Genomic DNA, 16524 nt, shown 5'->3' with positions numbered 1-16524 from the left:
ACGGTTTTCGGCGCCCCCATCTTTGTTGGCAATATACTGATACACGCGCTTTGAGATGCCGGTGCTGCGACTGTGCAGCCCTGATCGGCCAGAGCGCCGGATGAGAGGACACAGGATGCGAATCGACAAACTCACCAGTAAATTGCAGGCCGCGCTGGCCGACGCCCAGTCTCTGGCAGCAGGAAAAGGACACAATCAGCTTCAGCCGGGGCATGTGTTGCTGGCCCTGCTGGATAGTCGCGACTCGGGTTTCAAGGGCCTGATTCAGAAGGCAGGCGGTGACCCGGGGCGCGTCCGCGACGCCCTGGTCAGACATATGGAAGATCTGCCAACGGTCAGCCAGTTCGATGGCAATGTCACCATGGGTCAGGAGCTGGGCCAGCTTTTTAATCTTGCCGACCGCGAAGCGCAAAAGCGCGGTGATCAGTTCATCGCCACCGAACTGGTGCTTTTGGCAGCACTGCAGACAAGGTCGGCGGTCAGCCGTGCCCTGAGCGGTGCCGGTCTCAACGAGCAGGGCGTGCGTCGCGCCATCGACGAGCTGCGCGGCGGCGACAACGTCAGCGATGCGGAAGCCGAAGAAAAGCGCGAGGCGCTGGACAAGTACACCACGGATCTGACCGAGCGCGCCGCCAGCGGCAAGCTGGACCCCGTGATTGGCCGTGATGATGAAATCCGTCGCACCATTCAGGTGCTGCAGCGCCGGACCAAGAACAACCCGGTACTGATTGGCGAGCCCGGCGTGGGCAAGACCGCCATTGTCGAAGGTCTGGCCCAGCGCATCGTCAACGGCGAGGTGCCGGAGAGCCTCAAGGACAAGCGGGTATTGTCACTGGATCTTGGTGCCCTGCTGGCGGGCGCCAAGTATCGCGGTGACTTTGAAGAGCGTCTCAAGGCCGTGCTCAATGAGCTGGCCAAGGAAGAAGGGCGGGTCATTCTCTTCATTGATGAGCTCCACACCATGGTGGGTGCCGGCAAGACCGAGGGCTCGATGGATGCGGGCAACATGCTGAAGCCTGCCCTGGCACGCGGCGAGCTGCACTGCGTGGGCGCCACAACGCTGAATGAATATCGCCAGGACATCGAAAAGGACGCTGCTCTTGAGCGTCGTTTCCAGAAGGTGCTGGTCGATGAGCCTTCAGAGGAAGACACCATTGCCATCCTGCGTGGGCTCAAGGAGCGCTACGAGGTCCATCACGGGGTAGACATTACTGACCCGGCCATCATCGCTGCAGCACGTCTGTCGACACGCTACATCACCGACCGTCAGTTGCCGGACAAGGCGATCGACCTGATTGATGAGGCAGCCTCTCGCATCCGCATGGAGATGGATTCCAAGCCCGAGGAAATGGACCGGCTCGAGCGCCGTCTGATTCAGCTCAAGATCGAGCGTGAAGCTCTAAAGAAGGAAACCGACGAGGCCACCCGCAAGCGCCTGGAGCTGCTGGAAGGTCAGATCGAGACCATGTCGCGGGAATATGCCGATCTCGAAGAAGTCTGGAAGGCCGAGAAGGCCAGCCTTCAGGGTGCGGCGCAGTACAAGGCCGAACTTGAGCAGGCCCGCACTGATCTGGAAGCCGCGCGTCGTCAGGGCGATCTGGGACGCATGTCGGAAATCCAGTACGGCCTGATTCCGGATCTGGAGCGCAAAATCAGTGAGGCCGGTGAAGCCGAAAGTACGCCCTTGAGACTGCTTCGCTCGATCGTGACCGAAGAAGAAATTGCCGAAGTCGTGTCGCGCTGGACCGGTATTCCGGTCTCGAAAATGCTCGAGGGTGAACGCGACAAGCTCCTGCGCATGGAAGAGGCGCTGCATGAGCGCGTCATCGGCCAGGATGAGGCGGTCACGGCCGTGTCCAACGCGGTGCGTCGCTCACGCGCCGGCATCAGTGATCCCAATCGCCCCAACGGCTCCTTTTTGTTTCTGGGGCCGACCGGGGTAGGCAAGACAGAACTGTGCAAGTCGCTGGCCGGCTTTTTGTTCGATACCCAGGAAGCCATGGTGCGCATCGATATGTCAGAGTTCATGGAGAAGCACTCCGTGGCGCGTCTGATCGGGGCACCTCCGGGCTATGTGGGCTATGAGCAGGGCGGCTATTTGACCGAGGCCGTGCGGCGCAAGCCCTATTCGGTACTGCTGCTCGATGAGGTGGAGAAGGCCCACCCGGATGTCTTCAATATCCTTTTGCAGGTGCTTGAAGATGGCCGCCTGACCGATGGTCAGGGGCGGACGGTGGATTTTCGCAATACCGTGATCGTCATGACCTCGAATCTGGGGTCCAGCATCATTCAGAGCTATGCCAGCGAACAGGATGATGCCGGCTACGAGCGCATGCGTGCCGCGGTCATGGATGAAGTGGCCTCGCATTTTCGCCCCGAGCTGATCAACCGTATCGATGAGGTGGTCGTGTTCCATGCGCTGGGCCAGGCCCAGATCAAGTCGATTGCCAATATTCAGCTTGATCAGCTGCGTCGGCGGCTGGCGGATCGCGATGTCTCGCTTTCGATCAGCGAAGCAGCCATGGTCCAGCTGGCCGAGGCAGGTTTTGATCCAGTGTATGGCGCGCGTCCGCTGCGTCGTGCCATCCAGAATCGGATCGAAAACCCGCTGGCGCAGGCACTGCTGTCCGGGCGCTATGCTCCGGGTGACACCGTCCACGTGGAAGCGCGTGACGGGGAACTGATACTTGACCGACAGGGTGCTGAATAAGCGCCATCGACACGCAATGACAAAAGGGCGGCTACCCGAGGTAGCCGCCCTTTTTTATGGCCTGTCTGGAAGCACAGGCTTATGGCCTGCTGGAAGACCCCGTCGGTTCGACCAGCTCAGGGCGCCGTGTTCTGCAGCGTGGCTTCCGGGTAAATGGCCAACAGGGCGCGCAGCACGCCATTGGTCCATCCGAAACCATCCTGTGATGGATATTCACCGCCATCCGGGGCACCGTCGATGTCCATGACGTTGTACTTCTCCAGCAGCTTGTGGTCCTTTTCAAAGCGATAGAAGTTGTTGTGCATCCAGCGTTTGGCAATCGTGTCCGCCAGCCGGTCGTGACCGTAGCGCTTGAGCCCCTTGATGGCCATCCACTGAAGCGGTGCCCAGCCGTTGGGGGCATCCCACTGTTGAACGGTATCAATGGTAGAGGTCATCAGTCCGCCTGGCTGCAGCAGCTGATATTCCAGCGTATTGGCGACATGGGCGGCCTGTTCCTCTGTCGCAATGCCGAAATAAAGCGTAAAGACGATAGAGGCATTGATGCTGTCGGTCAGTGCGTTGTCATGCCAGAGATAGTCTCCGAAACGCTTTTCTTCCTCGGACCAGAACAGCCGACGCAGAGCATCGAGACGTGAATTGGCCGCACTCTGGAACAGGTCGGCGCGCTGGTAGTGGCCGAGTCTGCGGTGTGTCGACGCCAGCACGGACTCCATGTTGTGAAGCAGGCAGTTAAGATCCAGCGGCAGGATGTCCACGGTGCGAATGGTCCCCAGATCATGGGGATCACTCAGCCAGCGGGAACTGAAGTCCCAGCCGCTTTCGGCACCGGCGCGGAGATTGCGCCATACCTCGATATGGTCGCGGCTGGTGTGATCGGCCGTATCCATATCCTCACGAAAGGACTCTTCGCGCGGCGTGTTCAGATCGTCCCAGTGGCGATTGAGCAGTGTGCCTTCGGAGAGCTTGACGCAGCGACGGTAGGCTTCGCCGTGATGTAGTGCCTCGACGCCATCCATCCAGTAGATATATTCACGCTCCATCTGGGGCAGATAGTGCTCATACACCCCTTCACCATCATGCTGGGCAAGCTGGCCGACCATGCCGCAGAAAAACGGCGGCTGGGAGCGGGATAGATAATAGGTACGGTTGCCGTTGGGCACATGACCGTAGGCATTGATCAAAAAGGCAGCGTTATTGACCATGTCACGCATGAGATCGATGCGACCGCTCTGGCGCAGACCCAGCATGGTGAAATAGGTGTCCCAGTAATAGATCTCGTTGAAGCGCCCACCGGGCACCACATAGGCGTGGGGCAGGGGCAGTCGCGACGAACTGGGGTTATAGCGGGGCCGTGGCTGCCGGGTCAGCACATTCCACAACGCATCGATATGGTCGCGTATGTTGTCCTGGCGCTGAGGCGGTTCGACGTTGGCCTGGGTTTCGATGCGTTCAAAGCGCGCTTCCACAAATTCGCGCAGGGTCTTGTTGCTGACGCAGGGGGCATCACCGCAGTCCGAGTAACGCTCTCGGAGCCGGGCGTAGTCAGCCATGATATCCTCGACCGGTTTGGTCGGAATCATGTCCACAAAGGTCTTGCTGTCATCGAACAGACCACGACTCTGTACATCGTGGAACAGTCTGCCCCAGAGGTGCTCTGGCAATGGCGGAAGTTCGGCAACTTCCGGCGTGTCCGGCATCGAAGGTGTCAATGCGGCAGCGGTCATGGTCATGGCAAATTCCTGAAACAATAAATGACGTTTCTGCCCGATCGTGGCTGGCAGGTTGAAAGTGGCACTGTCCTGACAGTTTCGGGACGCCTTCGGTACGCAATGCGCCCCTTTATGATGACCGGTGTTAACACAGGATAGTTCATCATGAGGCCATTTCCCGGGTACACACCATAACGGCAGACACTAATCAAAACTGTTGTGCTTCCATGCACTGATATCGTGCAATATGTAGCCCCTATTCGAGGTCTGAGCGCTATAAATGCGCATCCATCAGTTGACACCGGAGCATCACTGATAGAGTCTTGAAGGTTCCTGATTGCAGGCATGAATTCTCCGGGCAACCCCCGGATCATGGAGGACAGCCGCGTGGCGACTGCCTGCCTGCCCAAGGACCTGAACAGGCGGGCCAACCCCCTGCCTGATCAACGCCCCTATATGTCGACCCGACATAAGATTGAGCAGGTCCTCGTTGCAACCGATCATCAGGCTGCAGCATCAGGTGTCGCTGGCCCCGGGCCGCGGCAGGCGGCCAAGCCGTCCTCGAACGCCGATGCGCATCGCATCGTGAACGCACTCGAGACCTTATAGGGGAACTCAAACGTGGAATTGCTTTCCGGAGCCGATATGCTCGCCCGCTTCCTCAAGGATGAGGGCGTTGAATATATCTACGGCTACCCCGGCGGTGCAGCGCTACACATCTATGATGCGCTGTTTCGCCAGGATGATGTCAAACATATTCTTGTTCGCCATGAACAGGCGGCAACCCATATGGCCGACGGTTATGCCCGTGCCTCGGGTAAACCCGGTGTGGTGCTGGTCACCTCCGGTCCCGGAGCGACCAACGCGGTCACGGGGATTGCCACGGCCTACATGGATTCCATACCAATGGTCGTGCTGTGTGGTCAGGTGGCCAGCCACCTGATTGGTGAGGATGCCTTTCAGGAAACCGACATTGTCGGGGTCACGCGTCCCATCGTGAAGCACAGTTTTTCGATCCGTCATCCTTCCGATATACCGACTGTACTCAAAAAGGCCTTTTATATTGCCTCTTCGGGTCGTCCGGGTCCGGTCGTGGTCGATATCCCCAAGGACATGACCGCGCCGACCGAACGCTACGAGTATGTCTATCCTCGCAAGGTCAAGCTGCGTTCCTACAATCCTGTGTCACGCGGCCATACCGGTCAGATTCGCAAGGCGGTCGAGCTGATCATGAGCGCCCGGCGTCCCGTGATCTTTGCCGGTGGCGGGGTGATTACCGGCCGTGCCTCCGAGGCCCTGACGGCGCTGGCGCATCGGCTCAATATTCCCGTGATCACCTCACTGATGGGGCTTGGTGCCTTCCCGCAAAACGATCCTCAGTCGCTGGGCTGGCCGGGCATGCATGGCTCCTATGAGGCCAACATGGCCATGCACAACAGTGATCTGGTACTGGGTGTTGGCGTGCGCTTTGACGATCGCGTGACCAACAACGTCACTCGCTTCTGTCCCGATGCCCGCATCGTGCACATTGATGTTGATCCCAGCTCCATTTCCAAGACCGTGCATGCCGATGTGCCCATTGTCGGGGCCGCCGATAACGTGCTCAACGAGATGCTCAACCAGATCGGTCAGCGTACAGAGGCGCAGGAGCCACTGGACGAATGGTGGGAGACGATCAACGCCTGGCGTGACGAGCGTCGCGGCAAGCTCTATGAGCCTGCCGCTGCCGGTGAGCCCCTCAAGCCCCAGCAGGTGGTCGAAGCCGTGCATCGCGTCACGCACGGTGATGCCTATGTCGTGACCGATGTCGGTCAGCATCAAATGTTTGCCGCTCAGTACTACAAGTTCAATCAGCCCAATCGCTGGATCTCGTCAAGCGGTCTGGGAACGATGGGTTTTGGGCTGCCGGCGGCCATGGGCATCAAGCTCAACTATCCCGATGAGCATGTCGTATTGTTCACGGGGGAGGGCAGCTTTCAGATGATGATGCAGGAACTGTCGACCTGTAAGCAGTTCGGCATTCCGGTCAAGATCGTCAATCTCAACAATGCCTCGCTGGGAATGGTGCGCCAGTGGCAGGATCTGAATTACAAATCTCGCCATGCCCACTCCTATATGGAGTCACTGCCTGATTTTGAAAAGCTGATCGAGGCCTATGGCTTCAAGGCCATCACGGTAAGAACGCCTGAAGAGCTTGAGCCGGCGCTTGAAGAAGCGTTTCGCTCAAAGGATGAGCTGGTGTTTCTCGATATCCATGTCGACCCGCGCGAGCACGTCTATCCGATGCAGGTTCCGCAGGGGGCCATGTGTGACATGCTGCTATCGAAGACGGAGCGAACCTGATGCGCCATATCATATCGATGCTGCTTGAAAACGAGCCGGGCGCCCTGTCACGCGTGATCGGTCTCTTTTCCCAGCGCAACTTCAATATCGAAACGCTCAACGTGGCACCGACCGATGACCCGACGCTGTCGCGTCTGACGGTGACCACCAATGGCGATGAGCGCATCATCGAGCAGATCACCAAGCACCTCAATCGTCTGATTGATGTGGTCAAGCTGGTGGATCTGACCGAAGGCGCGCATATCGAGCGCGAACTGATGCTGGTCAAGGTCAAGGCGCAGGGGAGTGCGCGCGATGAGGTCAAGCGCACGGCGGACATCTTCCGGGCTCAGATCGTGGATGTGACGCCAAGCATCTATACCGTGCAGATTACCGGCGATGCCAACAAGATGGATGCCTTCCTGCAGGCCGTGACGCCTCTGGGAGTGCTGGAAGTGGCGCGTACCGGCGTGTCCGGAATTGCACGTGGTGACAAGGTGCTGAGCATCTGACGCCGAAGTTTTTGCACAACGTTTACGTTAATCGATAGCGTTTATGTCAACCGATGGCGCTGCCGTCCATTAAGAGGTGAAGGTAATGCAGGTTTATTACGACAAGGATTGCGATCTCTCTCTCATCCAGGGCAAGAAGGTCACCATCCTGGGATACGGCTCGCAGGGCCATGCCCACGCCAATAACCTCAAGGAGTCCGGCGTTGATGTCACCGTCGCACTGCGCAAGGGTTCCGGTTCCTGGCAGAAGGCAGAAGGGTCGGGTCTGAAAGTCGCTGAAGTGGCCGATGCGGTTTCTGGTGCTGATATCGTCATGTTCCTGGCGCCCGATGAGCACCAGAAGCAGATCTACTACCGTGACGTCGAGCCTAACCTGAAGGAAGGCGCTGCGCTGGCCTTTGCACATGGTTTCAACGTGCATTACCAGCAGATCGAGCCGCGCGAAGATCTGGACGTCATCATGATCGCACCCAAGGCGCCGGGTCATACCGTGCGCCAGACCTATACCCAGGGCGGTGGTGTGCCGAGCCTGATTGCGGTCTATCAGGACAAGTCCGGCAAGGCACGTGAACTGGCCCTGTCCTACGCCAGCGCCAACGGCGGTGGTCGTGCCGGGATTATCCACACCACCTTCCAGGAAGAGACCGAAACCGACCTGTTCGGTGAGCAGGCTGTTCTCTGTGGTGGCGCTACTGCGCTGGTACAGGCCGGCTTTGAAACGCTGGTGGAAGCAGGTTACGCCCCGGAAATGGCCTACTTCGAGTGTCTGCACGAGCTCAAGCTGATTGTTGATCTGATGTATGAAGGCGGCATGGCCGACATGCGTTACTCGATATCCAACACGGCAGAATATGGTGATTACGTTACAGGTCCGAAAATCGTGACCGAAGACACCAAAAATGCCATGCGTCAGGTGCTCAAGGACATTCAGGAAGGAACCTTTGCCAAGGACTTCATTCTGGATCACCAGGCCGGCTTCCCGACGCTCAAGGCCAAGCGCCGTCGCGGTGCCGAGCACCAGATCGAAGAGGTCGGTACCAAGCTGCGTGGCATGATGCCCTGGATTGCTGCCAACAAGATGGTCGACAAGTCGAAAAACTGATTTGAAGGACCCTCGAGAGAGTTGAAACCTCGAGAAAACGGATGCGATAGCGCATCCGTTTTTTTATGCCTGTCATTTGAGAGGCATTGCTCGAAAGTATTTGAGGTGCGTCACTCAGGGCTGCTGGAAAAGCTGACCCTGTGTGGTCTCGGTGGCGACGGGCATGACCGTGACGCCGTCGCCGCGATAAATGATGCCGCCCTGCACGATACGCGCGGTCATGCCGCCATGGCCGCGCAGGGCGTTGTAGCCACCCGGCCCCAGAGTCCTTTCCATGCGACTGCAGGGGGCGCACGGCCCGGTAATCTCAAGGATCACGTCATCACCAATGGCCAGCTGCTGCTGTCGGCAGGCCAGCAGGTTAAGCCCCGAGACCACAAGGTTGCGCCTGAGCTGCTCTGGAGCCAGTATCGCCATGCCACAAAAGGCAGCAACGACCGGTAAATGCTCGGCCTGAAAGAGCGTGACTTCGCGCTTGCCGCCGCGAGCGCTGTAATGATCCCCCTCAATGCCCCGACCCTCGATCAGGGTAAGCGTGTCTGTCACATCGACATCACCATGACGCTCGGGACGGCGGCTCAACCATTCCAGGCGGCCGGGGTAGGGGAAGTGCGTCATGAGGCTTCTTAAACTTTCCATTTCCTCTCCGTGTTAACACCTGGTCATCTTCTATGCTTTGATGGTCGTATCTTTTCAAAGGACATCATTGTCATGACGCAGACGCCCCCACCGAACAATCGACCGCCCCGCGATCCTTTCTCCGAGTTCAAGGATGACACGGAAGTGGTTGAAGACATCGTGCAAAACGGTGAGCGCATACGCCGGCGCGGTATTTACCTGTTGCCCAACCTCTTTACTACCGCCGCGCTTTTTTCGGGCTTCTTTTCCGTTGTGGCGGCGCTCAATGGCAACTTCGGCTCGGCGGCCATCGCCATCTTTGTCTCCATGGTGCTCGACGGCTTCGATGGCCGTGTCGCTCGCATGACCAATACGCAAAGCGCTTTCGGTGAAGAATACGATAGCCTCGCCGACATGCTCTCCTTTGGTGTGGCCCCGGCGATCGTGGCCTTTGCCTGGATACTTCAGGACGTGGGCAACCTTGGCTGGATAGCGGCCTTTGTCTATGTGGCCGGCGCGGCGCTGCGTCTGGCACGCTTTAACGTACAGATCGGCAGCACCGACAAGAAGTGGTTCATAGGCCTGCCCAGTCCGTCGGCGGCAGCAGTAGTGGCAGGTTTTGTCTGGACCTTTCACAGCTTTGAAGCCACCGCTTTTGGCTTCAAGGTACTTATGGCCATTATTGTGGCGGCGGTCGGTATTTTGATGGTCAGTAACATCCGCTACTACAGCTTCAAGGAAGTGGACTTCAAAAGCCCCGTCCCCTTTGTGGCACTGCTGGCCATTGTTCTGGCCTTTGTTCTGATCTCGCTGGAGCCTGCCGTCATGCTGTTGCTGCTGTTTGGCAGCTATGCGGCATCGGGTCCGATACTGGCCATTATGCGTCGCACCGGTCACGCCAAACCCATCAGCAGCGGCATCGCCACCACTGAAGAAGAGATGGAAGCAGCCAATGCCGAAGCTCCTGAAACATCAGCACCGGCTGATGAGTCAGGGGTGTCAGGGCCTTCAGCAACATCCGAAAAAACCGATGAAAGAAAGTAGCCTCTTTTTTGGAACAAGGGGTTGCGCCCTTGGGGTCTGATCTATAAAGTACGCATCCGCTGCCACGGAGCACACGGCGACGAGGCAGCGGAGAAGTTTGGCAGGTGATTGTTTTGACTGAGGTTTTGGTCATCCAATCAGGATCACGGATCCAGCCGCTGACTTCCGAATCGAAAAAAAGAGGTTGACTTTTCGATTCAGGGCTGTAAAATGCCCACTCTCTCGAAGCAGCCGCCACGGCGACTGAGGTAACATCTTCGAGACGCTCTTTAACAAGTCGATCAGGCAATTTGTGTGGGCGTCTGGCTCGTGTGTGACACCAGTCACATAGATAGTCGAGCAGACGAACACTCGTCAAGAGTAACTAGTTTGACCTCGAGCCCGGATTGATTCACCTCGCGGACTGCTTCGGCAGGCCTCGAAACGAATCTCAAAGCTTCAAAATAAACTGAAGAGTTTGATCATGGCTCAGATTGAACGCTGGCGGCAGGCCTAACACATGCAAGTCGAGCGGTAACAGGGGTAGCTTGCTACCCGCTGACGAGCGGCGGACGGGTGAGTAATGCATGGGTATCTGCCCGGTAGTGGGGGATAACTCGGGGAAACCCGAGCTAATACCGCATACGTCCTACGGGAGAAAGCAGGGGATCTTCGGACCTTGCGCTATCGGATGAGCCCATGTCGGATTAGCTTGTTGGTGAGGTAACGGCTCACCAAGGCGACGATCCGTAGCTGGTCTGAGAGGATGATCAGCCACACCGGGACTGAGACACGGCCCGGACTCCTACGGGAGGCAGCAGTGGGGAATATTGGACAATGGGGGGAACCCTGATCCAGCCATGCCGCGTGTGTGAAGAAGGCCTTCGGGTTGTAAAGCACTTTCAGTGGGGAAGAAGGCATGATGATTAATACTCGTCATGAAGGACATCACCCACAGAAGAAGCACCGGCTAACTCCGTGCCAGCAGCCGCGGTAATACGGAGGGTGCAAGCGTTAATCGGAATTACTGGGCGTAAAGGGCGCGTAGGCGGCTTGCCAAGCCGGATGTGAAAGCCCCGGGCTCAACCCGGGAACGGCATTCGGAACTGGTAGGCTAGAGTGCAGGAGAGGAAGGTGGAATTCCCGGTGTAGCGGTGAAATGCGTAGAGATCGGGAGGAATACCAGTGGCGAAGGCGGCCTTCTGGACTGACACTGACGCTGAGGCGCGAAAGCGTGGGTAGCAAACAGGATTAGATACCCTGGTAGTCCACGCCGTAAACGATGTCGACCAGCCGTTGGACCCCTTGAGGGTTTGGTGGCGCAGTTAACGCAATAAGTCGACCGCCTGGGGAGTACGGCCGCAAGGCTAAAACTCAAATGAATTGACGGGGGCCCGCACAAGCGGTGGAGCATGTGGTTTAATTCGATGCAACGCGAAGAACCTTACCTGCTCTTGACATCCTGCGAATTCCTCAGAGATGAGGAAGTGCCTTCGGGAACGCAGAGACAGGTGCTGCATGGCTGTCGTCAGCTCGTGTTGTGAAATGTTGGGTTAAGTCCCGTAACGAGCGCAACCCCTATCCCTTTTTGCCAGCGCGTAATGGCGGGAACTTCAGGGAGACTGCCGGTGACAAACCGGAGGAAGGTGGGGACGACGTCAAGTCATCATGGCCCTTACGAGCAGGGCTACACACGTGCTACAATGGCCGGTACAAAGGGTTGCGAAGCGGCGACGTGAAGCCAATCCCAGAAAGCCGGCCTCAGTCCGGATCGGAGTCTGCAACTCGACTCCGTGAAGTCGGAATCGCTAGTAATCGTGGATCAGAATGCCACGGTGAATACGTTCCCGGGCCTTGTACACACCGCCCGTCACACCATGGGAGTGGACTGCACCAGAAGTGGTTAGCTTAACCTTCGGGAGAGCGATCACCACGGTGTGGTTCATGACTGGGGTGAAGTCGTAACAAGGTAGCCGTAGGGGAACCTGCGGCTGGATCACCTCCTTAAACGACAAGTGCTCACGCGAACCAGCGCGTCCACACAAATTGCCTGATCGGATAGAGCGAAGACTGCTTGGGTCTGTAGCTCAGTTGGTTAGAGCGCACCCCTGATAAGGGTGAGGTCGGCAGTTCGAGTCTGCCCAGACCCACCAACCTGTCGGGGCCTTAGCTCAGCTGGGAGAGCGCCTGCCTTGCACGCAGGAGGTCAGCGGTTCGATCCCGCTAGGCTCCACCATACAGCTCGGTGTCACAGTCTCGCTCCTACTGATGAAACCACAGTCAAAAGTCATGATGATGACAATCATCGACATGATTTCTGACTGTCTTTTTGACAGTACGCTCTTTAACAATGTGGATCATGCTGACCTGTCGGTCGGTGAACACCTCATCTTCGGATGAGCGTTGTGACCCGGCCGGCAGACAACGTATAAATTTATCGTCATGCATAGTCGTATGCATGCCGGTAAATGTAGTGTGATTGTGAGACCGGACCCCTTGGGGTTATATGGTCAAGCGATTAAGCGCACACGGTGGATGCCTAGGCAGTCAGAGGCGATGAAGGACGTGACAGCCTGCGATAAGCGTCGGTGAGGTGGCAAATGACCTGCGACCCGGCGATTTCCGAATGGGGAAACCCACCTGCCACAAGGCAGGTATTCATGAGCCAATACATAACTCATGAAGGCGAACCGGGAGAACTGAAACATCTAAGTACCCCGAGGAAAAGACATCAATTGAGATTCCCCCAGTAGCGGCGAGCGAACGGGGACCAGCCCTTAAGCAGTGCAACCGATAGGCGAACAGTCTGGGAAGTCTGACCATAGCAGGTGATAGTCCTGTAGCCGAAATCCGAGCATTGTGAAATCGAGTAGGTCGGGGCACGTGAAACCCTGACTGAACATGGGGGGACCATCCTCCAAGGCTAAATACTCCTGACTGACCGATAGTGAACCAGTACCGTGAGGGAAAGGCGAAAAGAACCCCGGCGAGGGGAGTGAAATAGATCCTGAAACCGTGTGCGTACAAGCAGTGGGAGCAGACTTGTTCTGTGACTGCGTACCTTTTGTATAATGGGTCAGCGACTTATTCTCAGTAGCGAGCTTAACCGAATAGGGGAGGCGCAGGGAAACCGAGTCTTAAATGGGCGACTTAGTTGCTGGGAATAGACCCGAAACCGGGCGATCTATCCATGGCCAGGATGAAGGTCAGGTAACACTGACTGGAGGTCCGAACTCAAGTATGTTGAAAAATGCTGAGATGAGCTGTGGATCGGAGTGAAAGGCTAATCAAGCTCGGAGATAGCTGGTTCTCCTCGAAAGCTATTTAGGTAGCGCCTCACGTATTACCACCGGGGGTAGAGCACTGTTTCGGCTAGGGGGCCATCCCGGCTTACCAACCCGAGGCAAACTCCGAATACCGGTGAGTACAGCGTGGGAGACACACAGCGGGTGCTAACGTCCGTTGTGAAAAGGGAAACAACCCAGACCGCCAGCCAAGGTCCCAAAATCCCGGTTAAGTGGGAAACGATGTGGGAAGGCACAGACAGCCAGGAGGTTGGCTTAGAAGCAGCCATCCTTTAAAGAAAGCGTAATAGCTCACTGGTCGAGTCGGCCTGCGCGGAAGATGTAACGGGGCTCAAACCGGGTACCGAAGCTGCGGGTGCATCCTTATGGATGCGCGGTAGAGGAGCGTTGTGTAAGCCTGCGAAGGTGGATCGTGAGGTCTGCTGGAGGTATCACAAGTGCGAATGCTGACATGAGTAACGACAAGGGGAGTGAAAACCTCCCCCGCCGGAAGACCAAGGGTTCCTGTTCGACGTCAATCGGAGCAGGGTGAGTCGACCCCTAAGGCGAGGCCGAAAGGCGTAGTCGATGGGAAACGGGTTAATATTCCCGTACCGGATGTTATTGCGATGGGGGGACGAAGAAGGCTAGGTGAGCCAGGCGTTGGTTGTCCTGGTAAAAGCGAGTAGGCCTGGGGATCAGGCAAATCCGGTCCTCTATAAGCCGAGACGCGAGACGAACAGACTACGGTCTGGAAGTCACTGATGCCACGCTTCCGGGAAAAGCCTCTAAGCTTCAGATAACATGCGATCGTACCCCAAACCGACACAGGTGGTCAGGTAGAGAATACCAAGGCGTATGAGAGAACTCGGGTGAAGGAACTAGGCAAAATGGCACCGTAACTTCGGGAGAAGGTGCGCCGGCCAGGGTAACGGGACTTGCTCCCTCAGCTCTGACCGGCCGAAGAGACCAGGTGGCTGCAACTGTTTATTAAAAACACAGCACTCTGCCAACGCGTAAGCGGACGTATAGGGTGTGACGCCTGCCCGGTGCCGGAAGGTTAATTGATGGTGTTAGCCGCAAGGCGAAGCTCTTGATCGAAGCCCCGGTAAACGGCGGCCGTAACTATAACGGTCCTAAGGTAGCGAAATTCCTTGTCGGGTAAGTTCCGACCTGCACGAATGGCGTAATGATGGCCACGCTGTCTCCACCCGAGACTCAGTGAAATTGAAATCGCTGTGAAGATGCAGTGTACCCGCGGCTAGACGGAAAGACCCCGTGAACCTTTACTATAGCTTCACACTGGACGCTGATGTTACCTGTGTAGGATAGCTGGGAGGCTTTGAAACCCTGACGCCAGTTGGGGTGGAGCCAATCTTGAAATACCAGCCTGGTATCATTGGCGTTCTAACTCCGCACCGTGATCCGGTGTGAGGACAGTGTGTGGTGGGTAGTTTGACTGGGGCGGTCTCCTCCTAAAGAGTAACGGAGGAGCACTAAGGTACCCTCAGCACGGTTGGAAATCGTGCAATGAGTGCAAGAGCATAAGGGTGCTTGACTGCGAGACGGACATGTCGAGCAGGTGCGAAAGCAGGTTCTAGTGATCCGGTGGTTCTGTATGGAAGGGCCATCGCTCAACGGATAAAAGGTACTCCGGGGATAACAGGCTGATACCGCCCAAGAGTTCATATCGACGGCGGTGTTTGGCACCTCGATGTCGGCTCATCACATCCTGGGGCTGAAGTCGGTCCCAAGGGTATGGCTGTTCGCCATTTAAAGTGGTACGCGAGCTGGGTTTAGAACGTCGTGAGACAGTTCGGTCCCTATCTGCCGTGGGCGTCGGAAGTTTGAGAAGTGCTGCTCCTAGTACGAGAGGACCGGAGTGGACGCACCGCTGGTGTACCGGTTGTCATGCCAATGGCACCGCCGGGTAGCTATGTGCGGACGGGATAACCGCTGAAGGCATCTAAGCGGGAAGCCCCCTTCAAGATGAAACTTCCCTGGAGCCTCGAGCTCCCTGAAGGGCCCTTGAAGACGACAAGGTTGATAGGCGCGGTGTGTAAGTGCAGCAATGCATTGAGCTGACGCGTACTAATTGCCCGTGAGGCTTGACCATATAACACCCAAGTGGTTCGCATCACGCGAATGCGTTGATATATCGATCAGCATGATCCCGATTTTGACCCGCTGCTCAAGAGCAGCCGGTCTGCAGAATTGCCTGACGACCATAGCGTGCCGGCACCACCCGATCCCTTCCCGAACTCGGTAGTGAAACGGCTCCGCGCCGATGGTAGTGTGGGGTCTCCCCATGTGAGAGTAGGTCATCGTCAGGCACCCTTTCCGAACCCCGGTCCTTAACAGGACCGGGGTTCTTTTATGTGCGCCATCCGGCCGCCACGGCCCGTGGCGTCGGCCCCGCCCGCGGTCACTGGCGTGACCGGCGGGCGAGGGCCCCCCGCCTCAGGACGTCTCGTTCATGGCCGCCAGCGCGGCGGTCAGGGTCGTCATCTCCGCCTCGGTACCGATCGGTAAACCCAAAAAAGGGTTTATATGGGAAAATCAAACGCTTCCCATGCAAAGAGACTTGGTATTACATCGATTTTTGCACCACAATGAATAGGCAAGTGCCCGGGTTTTCGGGTATATCGTTGATGTAATGAATACAGTAGGCAAGGGAGAGCTGACGATGAAAAAGACACTGGGTATTTTGCTGGCCGCAATGATGGTATTTGCCGTAGCCGGTTGCGATAACGATGACGGTCCTGCTGAAGAGACCGGCGCAAAGATCGATAACGCCGCCGATAACGCCGGAGATACGACCAGCGATGCAGCTGACTCTGTCGGCGACGCTGCCAGCGATGCAGCTGACTCCACTGGCCAGGCCATGGAAGATGCTGGTGACTCCATCAGCGACAGCGCTGAAGAGCACAGCAACTGATCTATCCTGATAGGGTAGAGAAGTGAAAAAGCCTCCTGACAACCGTCAGGAGGCTTTTTTAATCTAGCACGACTGCCTGGGCAATTACTGGGCGCTGGCCGCGCCCACGGCTGCACCTGCTGCGCCGCCGATCAGAGCGCCCGTACCTGCACTGCCTCCCGTAATGGCACCGGCAGCAGCACCTGTGAGGCCACCAATGCCCGCGCCCTGAGCCGCACTGCGCCCGGTAGGGCTGCTACAGGCCGTCAGAAGCGCAAGCGTTGCCACGGTCATCATTATCACAATGCCTTTATGCATGATGTT

At 57.2% G+C, this 16524-nt stretch carries 9 protein-coding genes, 2 tRNA genes and 3 rRNA genes; 11 read left to right on the top strand and 3 right to left on the bottom strand.

The genetic code is table 11. The features are described 5' to 3' along the window. The first annotated feature begins 115 nt into the window (after positions 1–115). Positions 116–2710 (top strand): ATP-dependent chaperone ClpB, encoded by a 2595-nt coding sequence (clpB, locus tag ACUN8C_RS12980; protein WP_445619586.1) that lies wholly within the window; start codon positions 116–118, stop codon positions 2708–2710. A 116-nt stretch (positions 2711–2826) separates the two neighbouring features. Here the strand turns inward: clpB and treF are convergent, their stop codons facing one another. Further along, positions 2827–4443 carry an alpha,alpha-trehalase TreF gene (gene treF, locus ACUN8C_RS12975; protein ID WP_445619585.1) on the bottom strand — a complete coding sequence of 539 codons (1617 nt, stop codon included), beginning with the start codon at positions 4441–4443 and terminating at the stop codon, positions 2827–2829. Positions 4444–5043: 600 nt separating this feature from the next. Here treF and ACUN8C_RS12970 point away from each other — a divergent pair. From ACUN8C_RS12970 to ilvC, 3 genes are all read left to right on the top strand, one after another. Next, positions 5044–6765, top strand: a complete 1722-nt coding sequence (locus ACUN8C_RS12970) for an acetolactate synthase 3 large subunit (RefSeq protein WP_445619584.1) — start codon at positions 5044–5046, stop codon at positions 6763–6765. Further along, entirely contained in the window at positions 6765–7256 is a 492-nt protein-coding gene (gene ilvN, locus ACUN8C_RS12965) for an acetolactate synthase small subunit (protein WP_445619583.1), read from the top strand. The genes ACUN8C_RS12970 and ilvN overlap by 1 nt, the downstream gene beginning before the upstream one ends. Positions 7257–7341: 85 nt before the next feature. Further along, positions 7342–8358, top strand: coding sequence for a ketol-acid reductoisomerase (gene ilvC, locus ACUN8C_RS12960; protein WP_108841950.1), 1017 nt, complete (start codon positions 7342–7344; stop codon positions 8356–8358). A 114-nt stretch (positions 8359–8472) separates the two neighbouring features. On the opposite strand, the gene ACUN8C_RS12955 is transcribed toward ilvC, so the two are convergent. Then, complete coding sequence (locus ACUN8C_RS12955; protein WP_445619582.1) at positions 8473–8997, bottom strand: MOSC domain-containing protein; 525 nt, start codon at positions 8995–8997, stop codon at positions 8473–8475. Between the two features lie 72 nt (positions 8998–9069). On the opposite strand from ACUN8C_RS12955, the gene pssA reads away from it, so the two are divergent. From pssA to ACUN8C_RS12920, 7 genes are all read left to right on the top strand, one after another. Continuing rightward, complete coding sequence (pssA, locus tag ACUN8C_RS12950) at positions 9070–10020, top strand: CDP-diacylglycerol--serine O-phosphatidyltransferase (RefSeq protein WP_445619581.1); 951 nt, start codon at positions 9070–9072, stop codon at positions 10018–10020. Positions 10021–10465: 445 nt separating this feature from the next. Continuing rightward, a 16S ribosomal RNA gene (locus tag ACUN8C_RS12945) occupies positions 10466–12006 on the top strand. Between the two features lie 69 nt (positions 12007–12075). Then, positions 12076–12152, top strand: a tRNA-Ile gene (locus ACUN8C_RS12940). Positions 12153–12159: 7 nt separating this feature from the next. Continuing rightward, a tRNA-Ala gene (locus tag ACUN8C_RS12935) sits at positions 12160–12235 on the top strand. 272 nt (positions 12236–12507) lie between these two features. Next, positions 12508–15399, top strand: a 23S ribosomal RNA gene (locus ACUN8C_RS12930). Positions 15400–15500: 101 nt separating this feature from the next. Next, positions 15501–15616 (top strand): 5S ribosomal RNA (rrf, locus tag ACUN8C_RS12925). The 16S, 23S and 5S rRNA genes sit together here with 2 tRNA genes alongside, the layout of an rRNA operon. A gap of 353 nt (positions 15617–15969) precedes the next feature. Continuing rightward, complete coding sequence (locus ACUN8C_RS12920) at positions 15970–16221, top strand: hypothetical protein (protein WP_445619580.1); 252 nt, start codon at positions 15970–15972, stop codon at positions 16219–16221. 84 nt (positions 16222–16305) lie between these two features. Here ACUN8C_RS12920 and ACUN8C_RS12915 read toward each other — a convergent pair whose 3' ends face one another. Continuing rightward, entirely contained in the window at positions 16306–16518 is a 213-nt protein-coding gene (locus tag ACUN8C_RS12915) for a YMGG-like glycine zipper-containing protein (protein WP_445619579.1), read from the bottom strand. Positions 16519–16524 lie beyond the last annotated feature (6 nt).

The sequence above is a fragment of the Kushneria sp. Sum13 genome, from assembly GCF_052692355.1.
Note: the sequence above shows the minus strand (reverse complement) of the source record. Positions and strands in the feature narration are given on the sequence as shown.

What these genes read in the sequence shown, in the direction of transcription:
- ACUN8C_RS12915 (WP_445619579.1), bottom strand. Translation starts at nt 16,518, where the DNA reads ATGCATAAAGGCATTGTGATAATGATGACCGTGGCAACGCTTGCGCTT.
- treF (WP_445619585.1), bottom strand. Translation starts at nt 4,443, where the DNA reads ATGACCATGACCGCTGCCGCATTGACACCTTCGATGCCGGACACGCCG.
- ACUN8C_RS12920 (WP_445619580.1), top strand. Translation starts at nt 15,970, where the DNA reads ATGAAAAAGACACTGGGTATTTTGCTGGCCGCAATGATGGTATTTGCC.
- pssA (WP_445619581.1), top strand. Translation starts at nt 9,070, where the DNA reads ATGACGCAGACGCCCCCACCGAACAATCGACCGCCCCGCGATCCTTTC.
- ilvN (WP_445619583.1), top strand. Translation starts at nt 6,765, where the DNA reads ATGCGCCATATCATATCGATGCTGCTTGAAAACGAGCCGGGCGCCCTG.
- clpB (WP_445619586.1), top strand. Translation starts at nt 116, where the DNA reads ATGCGAATCGACAAACTCACCAGTAAATTGCAGGCCGCGCTGGCCGAC.
- ACUN8C_RS12955 (WP_445619582.1), bottom strand. Translation starts at nt 8,997, where the DNA reads ATGGAAAGTTTAAGAAGCCTCATGACGCACTTCCCCTACCCCGGCCGC.
- ilvC (WP_108841950.1), top strand. Translation starts at nt 7,342, where the DNA reads ATGCAGGTTTATTACGACAAGGATTGCGATCTCTCTCTCATCCAGGGC.